This is a genomic window from Myxococcus sp. RHSTA-1-4 (assembly GCF_020037125.1).
Taxonomy (GTDB): Bacteria; Myxococcota; Myxococcia; order Myxococcales; family Myxococcaceae; genus Myxococcus.
Map to the genome: position 1 here is coordinate 334,590 of NZ_JAIQDG010000003.1, position 14,218 is coordinate 348,807.

General features: G+C 70.7%; 14 protein-coding genes. 3 read left to right on the top strand and 11 right to left on the bottom strand.

Translation table 11 applies throughout. The features are described 5' to 3' along the window. Positions 1-115 precede the first annotated feature (115 nt). Complete coding sequence (locus tag K8638_RS07205) at positions 116-1,555, bottom strand: TolC family protein (protein WP_223753680.1); 1,440 nt, start codon at positions 1,553-1,555, stop codon at positions 116-118. Between the two features lie 320 nt (positions 1,556-1,875). On the opposite strand from K8638_RS07205, the gene K8638_RS07210 reads away from it, so the two are divergent. Further along, positions 1,876-2,367, top strand: coding sequence for a MarR family winged helix-turn-helix transcriptional regulator (locus K8638_RS07210; protein ID WP_223753681.1), 492 nt, complete (start codon positions 1,876-1,878; stop codon positions 2,365-2,367). Positions 2,368-2,385: 18 nt separating this feature from the next. Here the strand turns inward: K8638_RS07210 and K8638_RS07215 are convergent, their stop codons facing one another. The 10 genes from K8638_RS07215 to K8638_RS44505 all read right to left on the bottom strand — a co-directional run bounded on the left by K8638_RS07215 (position 2,386) and on the right by K8638_RS44505 (position 10,705). Beyond that, a complete protein-coding gene (locus K8638_RS07215) occupies positions 2,386-3,192 on the bottom strand; it encodes an energy transducer TonB (protein WP_223753682.1) in 807 nt (268 codons plus the stop codon). A 16-nt stretch (positions 3,193-3,208) separates the two neighbouring features. Beyond that, positions 3,209-3,646, bottom strand: a complete 438-nt coding sequence (locus K8638_RS07220) for a biopolymer transporter ExbD (RefSeq protein ID WP_223753683.1) — start codon at positions 3,644-3,646, stop codon at positions 3,209-3,211. Positions 3,647-3,649: 3 nt separating this feature from the next. After that, entirely contained in the window at positions 3,650-4,360 is a 711-nt protein-coding gene (locus K8638_RS07225) for a MotA/TolQ/ExbB proton channel family protein (RefSeq protein WP_223753684.1), read from the bottom strand. Positions 4,361-4,501: 141 nt separating this feature from the next. Continuing rightward, positions 4,502-4,984, bottom strand: a complete 483-nt coding sequence (locus tag K8638_RS07230; RefSeq protein WP_223753685.1) for a universal stress protein — start codon at positions 4,982-4,984, stop codon at positions 4,502-4,504. Positions 4,985-5,186: 202 nt separating this feature from the next. Further along, on the bottom strand, positions 5,187-6,182 hold the full coding sequence (locus K8638_RS07235) for an aldo/keto reductase family protein (RefSeq protein ID WP_223753686.1): 996 nt from the start codon (positions 6,180-6,182) through the stop codon (positions 5,187-5,189). Between the two features lie 12 nt (positions 6,183-6,194). Further along, positions 6,195-6,677 carry a DoxX family membrane protein gene (locus K8638_RS07240; protein ID WP_223753687.1) on the bottom strand — a complete coding sequence of 161 codons (483 nt, stop codon included), beginning with the start codon at positions 6,675-6,677 and terminating at the stop codon, positions 6,195-6,197. Positions 6,678-6,728: 51 nt separating this feature from the next. Beyond that, on the bottom strand, positions 6,729-7,502 hold the full coding sequence (locus K8638_RS07245) for an AraC family transcriptional regulator (RefSeq protein ID WP_223753688.1): 774 nt from the start codon (positions 7,500-7,502) through the stop codon (positions 6,729-6,731). A 65-nt stretch (positions 7,503-7,567) separates the two neighbouring features. Continuing rightward, positions 7,568-8,059, bottom strand: a complete 492-nt coding sequence (locus K8638_RS07250) for a cytochrome c (protein WP_223753689.1) — start codon at positions 8,057-8,059, stop codon at positions 7,568-7,570. A gap of 9 nt (positions 8,060-8,068) precedes the next feature. After that, positions 8,069-10,036, bottom strand: coding sequence for an alpha-amylase family glycosyl hydrolase (locus K8638_RS07255; protein ID WP_223753690.1), 1,968 nt, complete (start codon positions 10,034-10,036; stop codon positions 8,069-8,071). 543 nt (positions 10,037-10,579) lie between these two features. Then, positions 10,580-10,705: a hypothetical protein gene (locus tag K8638_RS44505; RefSeq protein ID WP_255662467.1), complete on the bottom strand. Its 126-nt coding sequence runs from the start codon at positions 10,703-10,705 to the stop codon at positions 10,580-10,582. Positions 10,706-11,857: 1,152 nt separating this feature from the next. Between K8638_RS44505 and K8638_RS07260 the strand changes: the two genes are divergently transcribed. After that, on the top strand, positions 11,858-12,334 hold the full coding sequence (locus K8638_RS07260; RefSeq protein ID WP_223753691.1) for a hypothetical protein: 477 nt from the start codon (positions 11,858-11,860) through the stop codon (positions 12,332-12,334). 280 nt (positions 12,335-12,614) lie between these two features. Continuing rightward, positions 12,615-14,207: a hypothetical protein gene (locus K8638_RS07265; RefSeq protein ID WP_223753692.1), complete on the top strand. Its 1,593-nt coding sequence runs from the start codon at positions 12,615-12,617 to the stop codon at positions 14,205-14,207. Positions 14,208-14,218 lie beyond the last annotated feature (11 nt).

Genomic DNA, 14,218 nt, shown 5'->3' on the forward strand with positions numbered 1-14,218 from the left:
CTCTTTCGAGGGTGGGGCTGGTGGTGGGGGCTCACAAGCGCCGCTCGCCACCCGCGCTCCCGGGCGGGCGGCCCGGCGCCTGGGAAGACAGGCGCCGGGTCCGTGAAGCCACCGGCTACTGCTGGGGCGCCGGCGCCGGCTGCTCCGGAGCCGGGGACTGCTGCGCCGGGGGCGCCGGCTGGAACGGCGCTTCCTGCTGCGAGGCCGGCTGGCCCGGCAGCGGCTGGAGGTGCGGCGGCACCACGCTCTCGTCCTTCAGGTCCGAGTCCAGCGGGCGGGCCTCGAAGGAGCCCACGGCGCGCAGCAGGCGCAGCGCGGCCACGGCGGCCTGGAGGCGCTCGCTCACGAAGCCAATCTCCGCGCTGGTGAGCGCGGTGTTGGCGTCGGCGACCTCCAGGTAGGTGGCCACGCCGGCCTTGAAGGAGACGTCGGTGAGGCGCTGGGACTCGCGCGCCAGCTCCACCGTCTGCTCCGCCTTGAGGCGGTTGGCCAGGGCGCTCTGCAGGTCGAGCTGCGCGCGCTTCACTTCCTCACGCGCCACCAGCTCGGCCTTGCGGGCGCTGGCCACGCTCTCCGCGATGCGGGCGGAGGCCTCGGTCAGGTTGGCCTCGCGCAGGCCGCCGTCCCAGAGGGTCCAGCTCGCCGCGAAGGTGACGGCCCAGGTGTCGTTCTGCCCGGTGAAGCCGGCCGCGTTGGCGATGCGCCAGGCGGCGGAGACACCCAGCGTGGGCAGATAGCTGAACCACACCCCGCGCTTGTTGATGCGCGCCAGCTCCACCGTCTCACGCGCGGCGGCCACGTCCGCCCGCTGCTCGAGCGAGCGCTGCAGGAGCAGCTCCGTATCCGTCTTCGGGGAGACCTCCGGCTCGGGGGGCGGGGCCAGCTCGAAGTTCGCGTCCTCGAGCGCCAGCAGGGTGGCGAGCACCAGCTTGGCGGAGGCCGCCGCGTTCTGCGCGCGGATGAGGTCCTGCTCCGCGCGGGACAGGTCCTGCTCGGCGCGCAGCAGCGCCACGCGCGTCACCGTGCCCGCATCGAAGCGCGCCCGGGTGTCCTTCTCGCGGGCCCGGTTCAGCTCCACCAGCCGCTCCTGGACGGTGACGGCCTGGGCCTGCGCGGCCGCGCCGTAGTACGCCTGCGCCACGCCGAAGAGGATTTCGCGCCGCGCCTGCTCCACGTTCAGCTCCGCCACGCGCTCCGAGGAGTAGGCGGCCTGGATGGCGGCCCAGAGCTGCGGGGCGATGATGGCCTGGCGCGCCTCGATTTGCGCCTGCCGCTGCACCAGCGGCTGGATGGTGATGGACACCGGGGCGAGGGTGCCGGGCGGAATGACGGCCGAGTTCGAGTTGCGGATGATGGCGCCGCTGGCGGTGATGGTGGGCAGGTACCCCGCCCACGCCTTGCGCGAGGCCGTGTCCGCCTGCCTCAGGCGGGCCTGCGCGGCCTGAAGGTCCAGGTTCTCCTTGCGGGCCCGGGAGAGCGCGTCCTCCAGGGTCAGTACGGGCGGCGGTGCCGCGGCCAGGGTGGCCGCCAGGGTCAGCGCCAGAAGTGAGCTCATACCGCCTCTACCTCCTCAAGGGCCCGCGCCGGCGCGGGCCCACGACGTCCAAGATGGACTTGCTACGGGTTGTCTCTGCACTCCGAGGGCCCGGGCTACTCACCCCGAGGCTCGGGAAACGACACGAAAAAGGCGCCGCGCGTCATGCCGGGGCTAATAGGACTCATCCACCACACGTTGCTCATCCACCCGCCGCCGTCCTCCCGGCCCCGGAGGCACATAGGCCATGTCGTGCGAAATTGGAAGCTCCGGAATGTATTAGTCATCAAAGGTTGATGAAGTCAATTGTTTAGGTCCTCCGGAGGAATTACAGTAGGGGTATGAGCGGCGAGCACCTGGAGCGAAAGACGAAGTCGACGGACCCGCGACGACGGGGCGACGCGGCCACGGAGCCGGAGGCGAGGGACCTGCCCAGGCAGGCGTGGGCGCTCCTCTTCGAGCTGATGCACGCGCACATGCGCAACTTCCCCGCGCTGGCGGCGGAGTTCGAGCTGTCGCCGGTACAGGCGCACGTGTTGAGGCAGCTCGGGGAGGCTCCGCTGGCGATGAGCACCCTGGCGGGCTACCTGTCGTGCGACGCGTCCAACGTGACGGGCCTGGTGGACCGGATGGAGGCGCGGGGGCTGGTGGCGCGGCGCAGCTCCGAGCAGGACCGGCGGGTGAAGATGCTGGTGCTGACGGACGCGGGCGCGGCGCTGCGCGAGCGGCTGCTGGAGCGCATGGCGGAGCCCCCGGAGGCCATCGCCGGCCTGGCCGACGAGGACCTGCGGGCCCTGCGCGACATCATGCGCCGGGCGCTGAAGCCGCAGTGAGCGTGGCGGGCGGCCCGCTCAGTCCAGGAGGAAGGTGTACGAGTACTTCATCTCCGTGGAGACGGGCTCGCCACCCTTGATTGCGGGCTTGAAGCGGAAGCGTTTGATGGCGTCGCGCGCCGCCTCGTTGAGGCCGTAGCCCGGCCCGTTGAGCACCTTGACGGAGACCACCTTGCCCTCGTGGTCGATGGTGATGGAGAGCGTCACCGTGCCCTCGATGCCGGCGCGGCGCGCCTCCTCCGGGTACGGAATCTTCACCTCGGAGGCCACGGTGGGCTCGGAGTCCACCTGGTAGATGGGCGTGTACTTCGGCGCCGAGTACCCCTTCACCTCCTTGGGGTCCTTCGCGGTGCGGTCCACCTTGCCGTAGGACGTGTTGCCCACGGGCGCGGCGAAGGTGCCGGCGCTGGTGGTGGACGACATCGTCATGCCCACCACGAGCGGCGGCGGTTTGGCCTGCGGCTCCGGCGGGGGCGGCTCGTTGGGCGGAGGCGGGGCCTGCTCGGGCGGAGGCGGCTGGGGCTTGGGGGCCTCGGCGACCTTGATGGGCGGAGGCTTCACCGGCTTCGGCTTGGGCGGAGGTGGCTTGGGCTCCTCCTTCTTCTCCTCGGGCGGGGGCGGCGGAGGCGGCTTCTGGACCTCCACCATGACCAGCTCCACCGGGCGCTGCGCCACGGGACGGGGCCGGTCGGCCATGCGGCCGAGCATCCAGAAGCCTCCGCCGTGAATCACCAGCGACACGAGCAGGAAGACGCCCACCACGACCAGGGAGCGCTCTCTGCGGTGGGGAGGCAATGACGAGCTGTCGAGGACCGCCTGGCTCATGTGCTGACGCCTCGCTTCAGGGCGCGGCGGGCGCGGCCGCGGGGGCCACGTCCTTCTCGATGTTGAGGGCGAACTTGGCGATGCCCTGCCCCTTCACCACGTCGATGAGGCGCATGACGCGGCCGTAGGGCAGCGACTGGTCGGCGCTGATGATGGCGCGGGTGTCCTTGTCCTTGGCCACCATCTCCGCGACCCTGGCAATCAGGTCCGCCTCGCTCATCTCGGTGCCGTCGAAGAAGAGCTTGCCGTTCTTGTCCAGCACCACGTTGACCAGGCCCTGCACCGTCTCACCGCCGTTGGCGGCGCGGGGCAGGTCCACCTCCACCGTCTCGCGGACGATGAAGTTGGCCGTCACCATGAAGATGATGAGCAGCACCAGCACGATGTCCACCAGCGGCGTGACGTTGATGCCGGTGATTTCTTCCTCGTTGTCCTGCTGGGCGCCTCCCGCCATGACCTAGCGGCCCTCCGCGGCGCGGGCGGCCGTCTCGGAAGCCGGGCGCTCGGCGCGCATGCTGCCCACCAGGGCGTAGCCCAGGGCGTTGGCGCGGCTGGTGAGCGTCTTGAGCTGGCGGTTGAAGATGTTGAAGGCCACCACCGCCGGAATCGCGACGGCCAGACCCACCGCCGTGGCGACGAGCGCCTCGGAGATGCCGGCCATGACGGTCTGCTGAATCGCCGCGCCCTTCACGTTGGCGGCGCCCAGGTCGTGGAAGGCCTTGATGATGCCGAGCACCGTGCCGAACAGACCGATGAACGGCGCGTTGTTGCCCAGCGTGCCCAGGAAGGACAGGAAGCGCTCGTACTGGGGACGCTCGCGGGACATGGTGGAGGCAATCACCTGCTCCACGGTGTCCGCGCCCTGCGCGGTGGACGCCAGCGCCTCGCGGACGACGGCGGCCTCCATGCCGCTCCTGCCTTCCACCGCCTTGCGGGCCGCCTCGAAGTCACCCCGGGCCAGGCGCACCGCCAGGCCTTCCGAGTCCGGCAGCCGGTTGCGGGCGAAGTACACCGTGCGCTCCAGCATGATGGCGATGGAGAGCACCGAGAGGATGACGAGAATCCAGAGCACCCACTCGGCGGAGGTGAGCGTCACGCCGAGCAGCTTGCTGCTGAGCCAGCCAAGCTCGGGTTGGCTCGTCTGGGAGAGGAGGAGGATGGGCGTCATGAAGGGAAGCCTGGGTAAAGGTGGGTTACGGGTCACACGTAACCCGATTACCAACTTGCGCGCCCATCTCTTGTTCCCCTGGCCCGGAAAGTCAAATGGAACGGCTGTTTGGGAACTGCTCCGCCCGCTTGGAGACAGGCGTCAGCGGACGGCGGGCTCCGCGGTGTCCCGCGGCTTCACCGATTCGTGGTTTCCGGCGGGTGCGTGCCTGTGTGGCACCACCAGCACCGGCTTGCTGCACTGGCTCACCAGCCGCATCGCGACGCTGCCGAGCAGCGCGCGGGCCAGGGGGCCGCGCTCCCGGGTGCCCGTCATCACCAGGTCCACGTCCTCGGCCAGGGCGGCGGCGCAGAGGACCTCCACCGGGTCTCCGTGTCGCACCTGCAGGTCGGCCTGGGGGTGGGGGATGCCGGTGAGCTGGCAGGCTTCTTCCAGGAGCTGGGCCGCGCGGGCCTCGCAGGCGCGCTCGAAGTCGGCGAACTCGGGGACTTCCAGCGAGCTGTCGGGAGGCAGCACGTGGACGAAGGTCAGGCGGGCGCCCAGGCGCTCCGCATACTCGACCGCCATTCGCGCCGCGTCGCGCGAGGCCTCGGTCTCGTCCACCGCCACCAGGATTCGTCGCATCAGGTGCTCCTCCACACCTGGGGCATCCATCTCCCATGCCAAACATGGTGACGCTGGAAGCGGCGTGAGCAGGCCCCGCAACGGGTGCGCGGGGACGGGCCCGGCGCGCAGTGGATGCGCGGCCGGGAGGTGACCGAGGCGGGGGGCTCATCCCCGAGGGCAGGCCAATGCATCCTGGATGCCGGAGGCATGGCGGGTGGGCTCAGGGGCGCTTGCTGGGGCTCTCGGTGAGGGCCGCGTCACTCTGGACGACGGGGCCGAGCACCGCGTCGATGCGGCGCAGCAGCTCCGCCTCGAGCTTCACGCCCGCGGCCTTGACGTTGTCGTGCACCTGCTCCGGCCGGGTGGCGCCGATGATGGCGGAGGAGACGCTCTTGTTCTGGAGCACCCAGGCGATGGCGAGCTGGGCCATGCTCAGGCCCGCCTCCTTCGCCAGCGGCTGGAGCTGCTGCACGCGGGTGAGCACCTCGTCCGCCAGAAGGCGCGTCATGAAGCGCGAGCCCATGGGGTCCGTGGCGCGGCTTCCCGCGGGCGGCGGCTTGCCGGGGAGGTACTTGCCGGTGAGCACGCCCTGGGCGAGGGGAGACCAGACAATCTGCCCGAGGCCCTCGGTGTCCGAGGCGGGGATGACCTTGGACTCGATGACCCGCCACAGCATGGAGTACTGCGGCTGGTTGGAGATGAAGGGCACGCGCAGCTCGCGGGCCAGCGCGGCGCCCTGGCGAATCTGCTCCGCCGTCCACTCGGAGACGCCGATGTAGAGCGCCTTGCCCTGGCGGACGAGGTCGGCGAAGGCCAGCATCGTCTCCTCCAGCGGCGTCTCGAAGTCGAAGCGGTGGGCCTGGTACAGGTCCACGTAGTCCGTCTGGAGCCTGCGCAGCGAGCCGTCGATGGACTCCAGGATGTGCTTGCGGGACAGGCCCCGGTCGTTCTTCCCCGGGCCGGTGGGCCAGTACACCTTGGTGAACAGCTCGTAGCCGGCGCGGCGCTGGCCCTTCAGCGCGCGCCCGAGCACCTCCTCGGCCTTCGTGCCCGCGTAGACGTCCGCGGTGTCGAAGGTGGTGATGCCCACGTCCAGCGCCGCGCGCACGCAGGCGAGCGCGGCCTCCTCCTCGACCTGCGAGCCGTGGGTAATCCAGTTACCGTAGGAGATTTCGCTGACGACCAGACCACTGCGACCGAGATGGCGGAAGTGCATGGGACGGCGAGACTAACCGTGGGCCTCCTGCCTCGCACGGCCCATGACGCGCCAGAGTCCACCGGCCCACGCCACCCAGGCGACGTAGACGAGCTGGAAGGGGATGCGCAGCCAGAAGTACCAGTCCGGGAAGGGCAGCACGTGCGAGGCGGAGTTGGAGGCTGCCTCGTGGATGTTGGCCGGGAGGATGGCCAGGAGCAGGGCGATGAGCCCCCACGCGGCGGGCCGCCGGGTGCGCCGGAGCAGCATCCCCAGCCCGCCCGCGACCTCGAACACGCCGGAGAGGAGGACCCAGAAGCGCGGAGACGGCAGCTGCGGGGGAATCATCGCGTCGTAGCGCGCGGGCATGAAGAAGTGCATGAGGCCGGCGCCGATGAAGAAGAGGCCGGCGGCCACTGCGGCGCGGTCCACGGACGTGGCGAGCGCGGGGAGACGGCGCAGCGGCGGCAGGTGCAGCAGCGCGAAGAGGGTGAGCAGGACGAGGGCGAAGGACATGACGGCGCTCCTTGAGGGCGGGGGCGGGGCGGGGTGCCCGCCGTGTTGCCTTCAAGATGCGGCGCCGGGCCGGGCCTTCGCTTGAACGAACTGGCTACGGCGTTGGAGCGACGAGGGCGTGGTGCCGAACATGCGGCGGAAGGTGCGCGTGAGGTGCGCCGCGTCCGAGAAGCCCGCCGCGTGCGCCGCCTCTCCCAGGGTGCGGCCCGCGGCGATGGCCCCCGCCGCGCGCTGGAGCCGGAGCCAGAGGAGGTAGGGCCGCAGCGGGACACCGAGGGACTCGGTGAAGGCGTGCATCAGGCGTCCGGGGGACAGGCCGGCCACCTGGGACAGCGCTTCGAGCGAGGTGTCCTCCGGGGCGGGCTCCGAGCGCAGGTGGCGCAGGAGCTTGCGTACGCGCGGGTGGACGCGCCGGGGCGGCTCGGGCGTGCCGGAGAGGGACTCCAGCGTGGCCTCCATCCACGGGCCCACGGCGTCGTGGGGAATGGGGCCGGTGTCTGGCAGGGAGGCGAGCAGGGCGTCGCGCTGGGGCTCGTCGAAGAGGCGGACGGGGCCTTCCAGGGAGGCCTGGAGGCGGGCGCCGTCGTGGCTCTCCGGCTCGATGAAGAGGAGGAGGACCTCGCGGCCTCGCGCATCAAGGGCGTGGGGGACGTCCGGGCCCACCAGGGCGGCCGCCGCGTGCTCGGTGGCCTTCATGCCCTGGGCCCGGACGGCGAGGGTGCCCCGGCGGCAGAGCACCAGGTGCATGGCGTGGTGGGCGTGCTTCGTGGACTGGTCGCCCGGGCCCCACATGGCGAGCGCGGCGGGCCAGACCACCAGCGGCATGTCCGGCCACGGTGCGCGCGGCGCGAGGTCTGGAGGACGGGCGAGGAGCACGCGCTCGAAGGTAGTTACTTGCGGTGGCTGAGGTAGGCGGAGTGGCAGCCGACGCACGTCTCCGTCAGGCGGCCGAAGGACTCCGCGAGCGCCGCGTCGTCTCGCTTCTGGGCCGCCGTCTGCACGGCCTGGGCGCGGGAGCGCGCCTCGTCCTGGTATGTGAAGAAGCGCTCGGGCAGCAGCGTGTTCAGCTCGTCCGCGCCGTCGGGCACGGGGCGGGAGAGCCGGGGCTCGTTGACGATGCGGCCGGCCGCCGCGCTGGCCACGTCGTACTGGAGCAGCGTCACGCCGAGCATCAGGTCCGTCATCGCCTGCCCGTGGCGGGCCATCTTCTTGCGCAGCGCCGCCCGGGCCTCGGCCGGGAGGTAGTCCGGCGCGGGCAGCGACGTGGCGGGCTTGGGAGCCTTCTTGGGCTTGGGGCTCGCGGGCTCGGAGGCCTGGGCGTGCATGACGAGGCCCAGGGACAGGAGCAGCACGGGAAGGCCGATGCGGAGCGTCTTCATCATGGGTTCGTTCTACCACCGGTCCTTGGAGAGGATGACCGCGCTGTAGCTTCCCAGGGCCAGGCCACCACGCGCGGGCATTCCGTCGCGCCCGCCCCACGAGGCCCAGACGTCATGCGTGGGCGTGTTGCCGAAGTCCGGCGCGTAGCCCTGCCAGTCGCTGTTGAAGCGCACCCGCCAGAGGCCGTCCGAGGGCAGGCCCAGCTCGTACCAGGAGAAGGCGCGGTGGCCGAGGTTCACCACCACGACCACGTCGTCCCCGGGGCCGCCGTGCTGCCAGCGGTGGAAGGCCAGCACCTTGTCGGCGTGGTTGAGGTGGAAGACGTGGACGTGCTCGCCCCGGAGGCCCGCGCTGGTGTCGAACCAGTTGCGGCGCAGGCGGATGAGGTCCCGGTACGCCTGACGGATGCCGCTGAACCAGCCCGCCCGGTTCCAGTCGAGCGGGCGGCCGTCGTCGAAGTGGCCGTCCTGCATGAACTCCTGTCCCATGAAGAGCATGGGGATGCCGGGCGCGGTGAGCGTGAGCGCCGCGCCCAGCAGGGACTTCTTCTTGGCGAGCCGGCCGCCGGTGTCGTGCGGCGCCACCTCCGAGGGGATGCGGCTGCGGCCGTTGGCCACCTCGTCATGGCTCTCGGTGTAGATGACGCGCTGGGTGGCCTGGCCGTTGTAGCGGGCGTACAGCGCGTCCCGGATGGCGTTCAGGTCTCGTGACTCGTCGAAGGGCGTGGTGAGCGCGGCGCGCACGGGGTGGACGAAGGACGGGTCCCACTGCGAGTCGAGTCCGGCGCCGTGCGGGTGGGTGAGGGCGGGGTCTCCGCCCATGTCCTCGGCGATGATGAGCTTCCAGGGGAACTCGCGCTTCACCGCCTCGGTGATGGAGCGGAGCAGTTCCCAGCCGGCGGGGTTGTCCACGCCGTTGGCCGTGCGGATTTCCTTCGTGGCGTCCAGGCGCAGGCCGTCCATGTGGTACTCGCGCAGCCACATGAGTGCGTTGTCGCGCAGGTAGTCGCGCACCTCGTGGCGGCCGTAGTCGGGGCGCGTGTCGCCCCATGGCGTGCTCGCGCGGGCGTCCGGGTAGAAGTAGACGCCGCCCTTGCCGAAGGTCTCTCCGTCGAAGTCCCAGTGGGGCAGGTCGCTGGGGCCCAGGTGGTTGTAGACGACGTCGAGGATGACGCCGATGCCTCTGCGGTGGGCCTCGTCCACGAAGCGCTTGAGGTCGTTCGGCGTGCCGTAGGAGCTCTCGGGCGCGAAGGGGTAGGTGGGGTTGTAGCCCCAGGAGAAGTCCCCGGCGAACTCGGAGGAGGGCATCAGCTCCACCAGGTTGACGCCCAGGTCGCGCAGGTCATCGAGCTTGTCGATGGCGCTCAGCCAGTGGCCCGGGCCCCAGCCCGGCGCGTCGTGGAAGGTGCCGATGTGCAGCTCGTACAGCACCACCTCGTTGAAGGGCGGCATGCGGAAGTGGTGGTCGTAGCGCCAGAGGAAGTCCCGGTGGTCGACGATGACGCTGTTGCCGGTGGAGCTGGTGACGTCCGCGGCGCGCGGGTCGTTGCGCCAGCGCCAGTCGCCGTACTTGCCCTGGATGATGAACTGGTACTGCTGGCCGTTACGGGCGCCGGGGACGTCACGGGAGAAGTTGCCGGACGGTTCGCGGGCGAGCTCCACGGCGTGCCAGTGGCTGAACTCGCCGACGACCTGGACACGCTGGGCGTTGGGGGCCCAGACGCGGAAGGTGGTGCCGCCGTCGTAGGGAATGGCGCCCATGCCGGCGCGCCAGGAGGGCTGCGGCCAGGGCTCTGCGGGGACGAAGGCCGTGAGGTTGGAGGGGGCCTGGAGCTGCTCCGCGGGGCCGAACAGCTCCGGCGCCGAGCGGGCCCGGGGACGGCGCTGGAGGACTTCGTTGCCGCGTGCCTTGCAGACCGATTCGAAGAAGTCCTTGCGCGGCTGTCGCACCTCGTTCGGCTTCACCGTCTTCGTCGTCATGGCGCCCCCCGGGGTCCTGCCTGCTCTCCGTGGGGCGGCATTCCGACAGCGGGGCGGGCGGGAGGGCAAACCGCCACCGTGGAGCCGCGTTCAGTTCAGGGCAGTGGGAGTGGGCTTCTTGGTGGCCCCCGGCCCAGGGGGCCCGCACATGAAGAAGGGCGGTTCGCCTTTCACTCACTGCCGGCACGCAGCCCCTCGAAGGCTTCCCATCCTCCTGGAGGCACCGGGACTCCCAGCGCGTCCAAGCACTCGCGGGCCTGGGCGCTCCATCCGGGATCCATGAGGTTACCGGAAGGAGCGGCTGCCAGGGACTCAGCGAGAGTCTGCACCCTGGGGGCTGCTGACCGGAAGCGCTCCGCATCCGGGCTCCCCCACGCCTTCGCACAGAAAACCGAGAGCGCCGCCATGCGAGACTGGAGCACTGTACGCAATTCCTCCGCCGGGGCTTGGGTGCACCACCGCTCGTAGAGCCGAGGTGCGGCCAGTACGGTCAGGAGGTTGAGCGCCTCGACCACCAGGGTCGCCTCCTGCTCCCACGAATCCTCAGCCACAGATGGGCCCCAGGCGAGCGTTGATGGGCAGCGTGTTGAACAGCAGCGCCTTCCCCGTCACGGCGTCGCCGCTCATGCACGTGTAGACCGCCCATCCCGTGAAGACGAGGTTCTCCATGCCCTCAATGAAGCAGTAGGGACACTTTCCTTCGCCACAGCTCGAAACGAAGCACGCCGTGCCTCCGCATGTGACGGTCGCAGGCCATCCACGCTTGATGCACCCGGGGGCCTTCGTCAGGGGAGGCTCCGCATGGGCTGTCGGTAGCTGCAAGGAGCCCAGCATTCCGAGTCCCAGCAGCAGGCTCGTCAGCGTCTTTCGCGCATGTCGCGGCACGCAGCATTCCTTCGCGCAAGCAAGCGTCAGGAGACTACCCCATCCCTGCATTGGGCCTACCGCTCGGAGGCAGGGGCATTTGGGGGTCTTGACGTCACCAACATGGGAAGGGCCGGCCGACCGCATCTCACGTCCACAGCGCGTCGGGTACGAGTCCGCGAGCATCCACTGGACTCAAGCCAGGCGCCCCGCTCTTCCTCCTTCTGGGCGGATGCGCTGGCTTCCACTCCACCCTCTATCACCGCTCCCGACGCGGAGATTGCGCTAGGGCCGTGGACGGAAGTGCCCGCCGTGGAGATGCCCGCAGGGGATGCTTCCATCCCCATAGGCATCCTGCGGGATGTGGCGGAGGCGCTGCTGAAGCTTCCCGGGGCGAAGGCGTGTGACCCGGGGACGCGGCGCCCCATCGTGGGGTTGTCCACGGAGTACTGCTCGACTGTGCACGTGGCGGGCAGCCGTGACTCCCTGTTCTGGCGGGTGGCGGAGCCCGTCCGGGGTAGCCACGAGGCCCGCAAGCCGCTCTTCGCGGTGAAGGATGATGACTTCCCGTCTTCGCAGGTGTGGGTTGTAGGCTACGTCCACAATCATCCGTGTGCCGCGGCTTCCTCGTCGCAGGTCCTCAGCGTGTGGCCTACAGACGCGATCAAACCCTTCGTGGCCATGGCGGAAGTGCGCCTGATACCTGGCAACCCCGCTCCAGCAGTCTTCAAGAGGTCTGCCATCGAGATGGCATCGGCGCTGGTGGCGGAGCGTCAGGATGGGACGCGCCTCTTCCTGCGCTACTTTCCAACGGGAGAGGTCCAGCAGTGGAGCGAAGCCTGGGCTTGCTGGGTCCCGCTGGGCGTCTGTGCTCCACGCAGTCCGCGCCCGCCTTTCCGGAACATGGCGCCCCAATGTAGCGCCGGGGGGCAGTTACTCGGTGATTAGGTGTGGGAAATGATCAAGGCATTGACGCTGGCAGGGGCTATCGCGGTACTGCATGGATGTGCTGCACCTGCCGCGGCCTGGAAGGGCGAGGTGACGTGGCCGGACGAGCATTCGGCCAGAACCGTTGTCGAGCCCATGGAGGCCGGTGCCGCGCTCGCCGCAGCGGGCGCGATTCGCGAGGTGGTGAGAACCAACCCGTTTCCGAACCTGTTCGCGGGTTGCTCCAGCCCGGAGCAGGGGCTAGATGTTGCCGTCTTTGCAGGCCCGACGCCGGGCTTGTACTTCGTGATCGTGGACCAGCGCTTTCACCGCTGCGGCGGCCCAAGCGGACGTGTCCTCGATTGGTGGGAGGTGTATGCGGTGACGTCGCAGGGAGATGTGGTCGCGAAGGCCCCGCCTCCGGCTGATGAGGACCCTTCGGCGTCACCCGCCGCCCCGGAGCCGGTGCCACCGGCGCCAGCGCAGCCCCACCCGGAAGGCCCGTGAGGGTTTGCTCCTCTCAGGGCGGGCATCCAATGCTCACCCGCTGCCGGTAGGCCACTCCTCGAGGTTTTCCCATCCTCGGCCACGAGGTTGCGCATCTCGGCGACCAGGGCCGCTCTCTAGTCCCACGCGGCTTCAGTCATGGGAGGGGGCGAGCGTTGGAGGTCATCGTCCGGAATCGTAGCTTCAGGCCCCGGCTTCGACCGTTCGCGGTGGGTCCGCGACGCATCCGCCGGGCGTCGCTTGTAGGCGTGGGCGGAGTATCCGACACTGTCCCCCCTACATGGCTGCCAGCGAAGAACGCCGCTTCCAGGCCCTGGTGCTCGCGCCCGTCCGGCGCGTGCAGCGGCGTCTCAATGCCGTGGCCTGGGCCGAGGCCGGCATCGCCCCGGTGTGGGCCACCGCCACCGCCTGTGTGCTCGCGCGCCTGCTCCTGCGCGGCGCCGTGGTATGGGCCCTGCCCCCGCTGCTGGCCGCCGGCCTCGGCTGGTGGTTCTGGCGCGCCCGTTCCAAGGGCGTGTCGCTGGAGCAGGCCGCGGTGCTCGCGGACCGCTCGGCCAATGCCGGGGGCCTGTTGCTCACGCGACTGGAGCGCCCCGTCGGTGAGTGGGAGCTCACCGTCAACCAGCTCGCCCGCGCGGTGAAGCCTCCCGAGGTGAAGTGGCGCCGCCCCGTGGGAGCGCTGCTCGGGGCGCTGCTCTTCCTGGTGGCCGGCTTCCTCCTGCCGCTGCCGGCCCCGCGCGTCCGCCCCTCGAATGCCGCCGCCGCCGCGAAGGTGGCCACCGTGCAGGCCCAGGCCGAGGCGCTCGCGAAGGAGGAGGTGCTGGAGGAGTCCGTCGAGGACGAGCTGCGCCGGCTGGCCGAGGAGGTCGCCGAGGGACGCTTCGACTCCGGGGACTGGGAGGCCGCCGATGCGATGGAGAAGCGGCTCGCCGAGAAGGCCGCCGAGGCCGCCGCCGAGCTGTCCCGCGCTGCCGAGGCCGCGCGCGAACTGGAGGACGCACTGGGCGCCGCCGGTGGCGCCGAGGCCGCCTCCCGCGAACGCGAGGAGCTGGAGCGCGCGCTGATGGCGCTGAGCGAGGGCGACCCCAACGCAGCGGAGGAGGGCGACGGCGACTCCGAGCAAGGCTCGGGCGAACAGGGCCAGGGCGGCGAGAACGGTGCGTCCCAGCAGGGCGAAGGGCAGCAGGGGCAGCAGGGGCAACAGGCCCAGGGACAGCAGGGACAACAAGGTCAGCAAGGCCAACAGCAGGGACAACAGGGCCAGGGGCAGCAAGGTCAGCAGGGCCAACAGTCCGGCTCCGCCCAGGCGCGGGCTCGTTCGCAGGCCTCGGGTTCTCCGGAGCAAATCGCCAGCCTTCGTGAGTCGCTGGAGCGCCGGCGTCAATCCCTGGAGAACCGCTTCGACCCGCAGAAGGCCCAGGCCCGGCAGCAGCGCTCGGGCGAGGGCCGCAACGGTGGCAACCGCTCGGGACAGGGCAGGTCCGGCCAGGGGCGCAACGGTTCGGGCAACGGCGAGCAGGGCGATGGGCAAGGCCAGCAGGGCTCCCAGGGCCATGCGAGCCGGAACGTCCGGCAGGGCTCGGGTGCCGAAGCAGGGCGAGGGGGCGAGAGCCAGCCGCTCGTGTTCGGTGACGAGGCGGAGATGGACCCGGAGCGGCTCGCGTTCGAGCCTCTTCCTCCGGGCCAGGGCGGCGACGAGGCCGAGGAGTTGTGGGGCCTCAAGGCCGCGAACCCGCGGCGGCGCGCGGGGCCGGCGGGGCCGGTGGATGCGCAGGGCACCCAGGCACGAGGGGATGCGACGGCGGGGCCCGGTGCGGCGCCGCTGCTGCCTCGCAACCGCGACCTGGTGAAACGGTATTTCGGGGGCGAGTAGTCGTCCGGAAG